Below are 5,155 nucleotides of genomic sequence, written 5' to 3'. Positions count from 1 at the left end.
CCATGCCAGCGTGTGCGGGCACCGGGCGTGGATCAGCCGCCCGATCGCGGCCAGGTCGGCGCCGATGTCGCGCTCAAGGATCGGTTCGTGGTGGGCGATGCGGTTGCGCAGGTGGCGGATGCGGTCGATATCTGCGTGGATGGCTTTCCTGGTGACACTGGGATGGGCCGAAGGCGCATGGCGTAGAACACCGCTGAGTGCTGGTATCCACAGCGAAGCGTCGAAGCGGCAGGTGAAGAGCTGCTGCCAGAAAACCATCGGCAGGTTGGCGACGATCTCGGGCGTGTCGGTGGTACGGCCGGTGACCAGTTCCAGTGCGGTTCTCGCCGAAGCGGATGAAGATGCCGGCAACCTGCGACGGAAGGCATCATTCCACGGCCATCGAGGCCCATGTTGCCGGGCCAGCGCCGATGCGGCTGCGTTGCGGATGACCACTTCGCACAGATGCACCGGCATCATCAGCGCACCGCACATCCGCATGTTCCACAGGTACAGGGATTCGGCGGTGACACCCGGGCTGCAGGCCGATGCAATTCTCTCGTAGGTCGACAGGCGCTCCGCTGACAGAGCGCGCCTCAATGCATCGTATGCAGCCATCGTGATGTGCGGTGGTGAAGGAAGGGTCGATGCTGGCCAGAGACGGCGGCGATCACCATCGGGGAACGCCGTTGCCTGCGTGACCGATTTCCTGTGTTTCGGCTCGGACGAATTCCGTGAGTTGCTTTGTCGCAATTGGCCTTGACCGGCGATTGGGTCCTTGCCTAACCTCAGTGCCTGCGCCACCGGGACCCGCGGCTTGAGAAAGCTCCCCCCGGGGACAAAACGGTAGTACCAAAGGGCCCCGCTAGCAGGGCCCTTTGTCTTTTCCAGACCTTGCGAATGCCCGGCGACCCTCCTCCGTTCCGGGCAGGCTCACTGCCGTCCCGTTACCATGGCCGCCTGTTTTCCGGCTGGTAACCGCAATGGACAAGGTTTTCATCGAAGGGCTGACGATCGACGCCCTGATCGGCATCTACGATTGGGAGCGGCGGATCCGCCAGGACCTGGTGTTCGATCTGGAGATGGGGTTCGACAACCGTCGCCCGGCCGCCAGCGATGACATTGCCCACACCCTGAACTACAAGGCGGTCAGCAAGCGCCTGGAGCAGTTCGTGCGCGAATCGGAGTTCGGCCTGGTGGAGACCCTGGCCGAGCGCTGCGCGCAGATCGTGCTGGACGAGTTCGACGTGAAGTGGCTGCGCCTGAAGCTGAGCAAGCCCGGGGCGGTGCGCGGTGCACGTGCGGTCGGCGTGATCATCGAACGCTCGCGGGACTGACACGCCGGTAATGCCGGCCGTCGGCTGGCAACCCCCGGTAGTGCCGGCCGCTGGCCGGCAACCTCAACAGCAATGAAGAAGGAGACAACCGATGGTGGACGCAGTGGTGGCGGTACAGTGGCTGGAAAAGCTGCAGAACACACTGGAACCCTATCCTGGCGCCTACCTGGCGTTGATGATCTCGGCGCTGCTGGTTGCCGCCGGCCTGGCCAACTGGGTGACCAAGCGCATCCTGCTGCGCGGCCTGCGTCGCCTGCTCAACCGCCTGCCCGGCGCCGATACCGGCCGCGGCAGCCATCTGATGCGGGTCATTTCGCGGCTGTCCAACGTGGTGCCCAGCCAGGTGATCGCCTCAGGCATCCGTATCGTGCCGGACCTGCCGCCGGGCCTGGTCGGCTTCATCATCGGTGCCTGCCAGGCGTGGGCGATCCTGACCGTGGTGCTGGCGCTGTCGCATGCGCTGGATGCGGCCAACGACCTGTACGAACGTCGCCCCGAGGCGCGCAACAAGCCGATCAAGGGGTACCTGCAGGTCGCCAAGATCATCATCTTCGTGATCGCCGGGCTGTCGATCGTTGCCACCCTCGCCGGTGTCGACCTGCGCTACCTGGTCACCGGCCTGGGCGCGGCCACCGCAGTACTGATGCTGATCTTCCAAGACACCATCCTGTCGCTGGTGGCCAGCGTGCAGATCAGTGGTGATGGGCGTATCCGTATCGGCGACTGGATCGAGATGCCCAGCCAGAATGCCGACGGCGATGTCATCGATATCGCCCTGCATACGGTGACGGTGCAGAACTTCGACAAGACCATCACCACCATCCCGACCAAGAAGCTGGTGACCGAGTCGTTCAAGAACTGGCGCGGCATGCAGGAGGCCGGTGGCCGCCGGATCAAGCGCGCGCTGTTCCTGGACCAGCACAGTGTGCGTTTCATGGAGGAGGACGACCTGGCCTTCCTCGGCCAGTTCGCCCTGCTGGGCGACTACCTGCGCGGCAAGCAGCAGGAGCTGGGCCAGTGGAACGGGCGCCTGCGCGAGCAGGGCGTGGCCGAGGTCAACAGCCGCCGGGTGACCAACCTGGGCACCTTCCGCGCCTACGTGGAGCGTTATCTGGCCAGCCACCCGGGCATCCATACCGATATGACCCTGCTGGTGCGCCAGCTGCAGCCGACCACCGAAGGCCTGCCGCTGGAGCTGTACTGCTTCACCCGCAGCACCGCCTGGGGCGAATACGAGGCGGTGCAGTCGGACATCTTCGACCACCTGCTGGCGATCCTGCCGGCCTTTGGCCTGCGGGTGTTCCAGGCGTCCAGCGACGCGATGTTGATGGCCGGGCAGCGCCAGTTGGCCGGCTCGGAGTAAGCTGCGATGCCCCCGGCCGGACCGTACGGATCCGGCTGGTGGCTGAAACTGAATGACGAAACCTCTCGCCAAATCGTCCGGGATCGCTAGAATGCCGGGCTTGTAAACGTTTTCATTAAGGACTGCCGGTGGCCTCCGATCGCATCGAATCCCTCATTGCCCAGATGACCGTCGAGGAAAAAGTCGGCCAGCTGGGTGTCTTCGCGGACATGGTCCGCCCGTTCGCCCCGGACGTGAACCCGGAAGCCAACGTGCGCAATGCCGACCAGGTGCTGCAGCAGGTGCGCGAGGGCAAGGTCGGCTCGCTGTTCAACGGTGTCGGCGCCGAGCTCGGCCGCCGCATCCAGCAGGTCGCCACCGAGGAGAGCCGCCTGGGCATCCCGGTGATCCTGGCGGCCGACGTCATCCACGGCATGCGCACGGTGTTCCCGATTCCGCTGGGCGAGGCCGCCAGCTTCGAGCCGGATCTGGCCGAGCGCACCGCGCGCGCCACTGCGGTTGAAGCTACCGCTGCCGGCCTGCACTGGACCTACGCACCGGCAGTGGACATCGCCCGTGACCAGCGCTGGGGCCGCGGTGCCGAAGGTGCCGGTGAGGACGTGGTACTGGGCTGTGCCTTCGCCGCTGCCCGCGTGCGTGGCTTCCAGGGCAGCGACCTGCGCGCCGCCGACTCGCTGCTGGCCACGCCCAAGCACTTTGCCGCCTATGGCGCGGTGATGGCCGGCATGGAATACAACATGGTGGACATTTCGCCGCAGACCCTGCGCGATGTGCACCTGCCGCCGTTCAAGGCGGCCTTCGATGCTGGCGCGATCACCGTGATGTCCTCGTTCAACGACATCAACGGCGTGCCGGCCAGCGCCAACGCCGAGCTGCTGACCGACATCCTGCGCGGTGAATGGAAGTTCCCGGGCGTGGTGATCTCCGACTACACCGCCGACATGGAACTGGTCGCGCACGGTTATGCCGCCGACGACCGCGATGCCACCGCCAAGGCGTTCACCGCCGGCCTGGACCTGAGCATGCAGAGCGGCTTCTACGCCGAGCACCTGCCGGGCCTGGTGGAGAGCGGCGAGGTGCCGATGAGCGTGCTGGATGAAGGCGTGCGCCGCATCCTGTGGCTGAAGGAAGCCATCGGCCTGTTCGACGACCCGTACCGTTCGCTGGACCCGGCGCGCGAAGCCGATACCTCCCATATCGACGCCCATGACGAACTGTCGCGTGATGCCGCGCGCCGTTCGATCGTGCTGCTGAACAACCGCGACAACGTGCTGCCGCTGCAGAAGAACGGGCAGAAGATCGCGCTGATCGGCCCGTTCGTGCAGGACCGCGACAACATCGAAGGCTGCTGGACGCTGTTCGGCGACAAGCAGCGCTACGTGGATCTGGAAACCGGCGTGCGCGCGGCCATCGGCGATGACGCGCAGCTGGAAGTGGTGCCGGGATGCGAACTGGAAGCCGCCATTGCCGGTGGCACCGAGGCGGCCGTGGCCGCTGCGCTGCGCGCCGACGTGGTGGTGCTGGCGCTGGGCGAGCCGCAGCGTTACAGCGGCGAGGCGCAGTCGCGCGTGGAGATCACCCTGCCGCCGGCACAGCAGGCGCTGGCCGAAGCGGTGGCGATGACCGGCAAGCCGCTGGTGGTGCTGCTGCGCAATGGTCGCGCGCTGGCCCTGCAGGGCGCCGTGCGCAATGCGCATGCCGTTGCGATCACCTGGTACCTGGGCACGCAGACCGGCCATGCCGTGGCCGATGTGCTGTTCGGCGATTACAGCCCCTCCGGCCGCCTGCCGGTCAGCTTCCCGCAGGTGTCCGGCCAGCAGCCGTACTTCTACAACCACCCGCGCACCGGTCGCCCGGAACTGCCGACGATGTCGGAATTCAAGGCACGCTGGCGCGAGATTCCGAACGAGCCGTTGTACCCGTTCGGCCATGGCATCGGCTACACCACCTTCGCCTACGGCGTGCCGCAGCTGAGCAGTGCGCGCGTCGGCTGGGACGACACCCTGACCCTGACCACCACGCTGACCAATACCGGCAGCGTGGCTGGCGAGGAAGTGGTGCAGCTGTACATCCACGACCGCGTGGCCAGCCGCGTGCGGCCGGTGCGCGAGCTGAAGGACTTCCGCAAGGTGGCCCTGCAGCCGGGCGAGTCGGCCGAGGTGGTGTTCACCCTGACCCGTGAACAGCTGGCATTCACCGGCCGCGACGGCGTGCTGCGTGCCGAGCCGGGCCTGTTCGACGTGTGGGTGTGCGCCTCGTCGATGGCCGGTGACGCGGTGCAGTTCGAACTGCTGAAGGCCTGATCGGTAGAGCATCCACGCATGGCGTGGATCTACTGGCAATGAGTAGCGCCGGGCCATGCCCGGCGTCCTCACCCATGGCGAACACGCCGGGCACGGCCCGGCGCTACCATCGGAGCCTGATCCGATGGAGACCGCGCATGCGCACGATGGCCTACCTTGTTCCTGTCCTGTTG

The 5,155-nt window shown here is 66.3% G+C and carries 4 protein-coding genes; 3 read left to right on the top strand and 1 reads right to left on the bottom strand.

Features of this window, described 5'->3' with window-relative positions; all coding sequences use genetic code 11:
• Positions 1–597: hypothetical protein (locus tag AC1VAN_RS10470; protein ID WP_480985758.1), on the bottom strand; the 597-nt coding region annotated here is incomplete at its 3' end.
• 365 nt (positions 598–962) lie between these two features.
• Here AC1VAN_RS10470 and folB point away from each other — a divergent pair.
• The 3 genes from folB (at position 963) to AC1VAN_RS10455 (ending at position 4,982) form a co-directional block, all read left to right on the top strand.
• Positions 963–1,316 carry a dihydroneopterin aldolase gene (folB, locus tag AC1VAN_RS10465; RefSeq protein ID WP_025878255.1) on the top strand — a complete coding sequence of 118 codons (354 nt, stop codon included), beginning with the start codon at positions 963–965 and terminating at the stop codon, positions 1,314–1,316.
• Between the two features lie 91 nt (positions 1,317–1,407).
• Entirely contained in the window at positions 1,408–2,679 is a 1,272-nt protein-coding gene (locus AC1VAN_RS10460) for a mechanosensitive ion channel family protein (RefSeq protein ID WP_033830173.1), read from the top strand.
• 128 nt (positions 2,680–2,807) lie between these two features.
• On the top strand, positions 2,808–4,982 hold the full coding sequence (locus AC1VAN_RS10455) for a glycoside hydrolase family 3 N-terminal domain-containing protein (protein WP_442251945.1): 2,175 nt from the start codon (positions 2,808–2,810) through the stop codon (positions 4,980–4,982).
• The last annotated feature ends 173 nt before the right edge of the window (positions 4,983–5,155 follow it).

It is taken from the genome of Stenotrophomonas sp. 05L44_2, assembly GCF_056665995.1.
The sequence above is the reverse complement of the archived record's forward strand: the minus strand, read 5'-3'. Positions and strand labels throughout refer to the sequence as shown.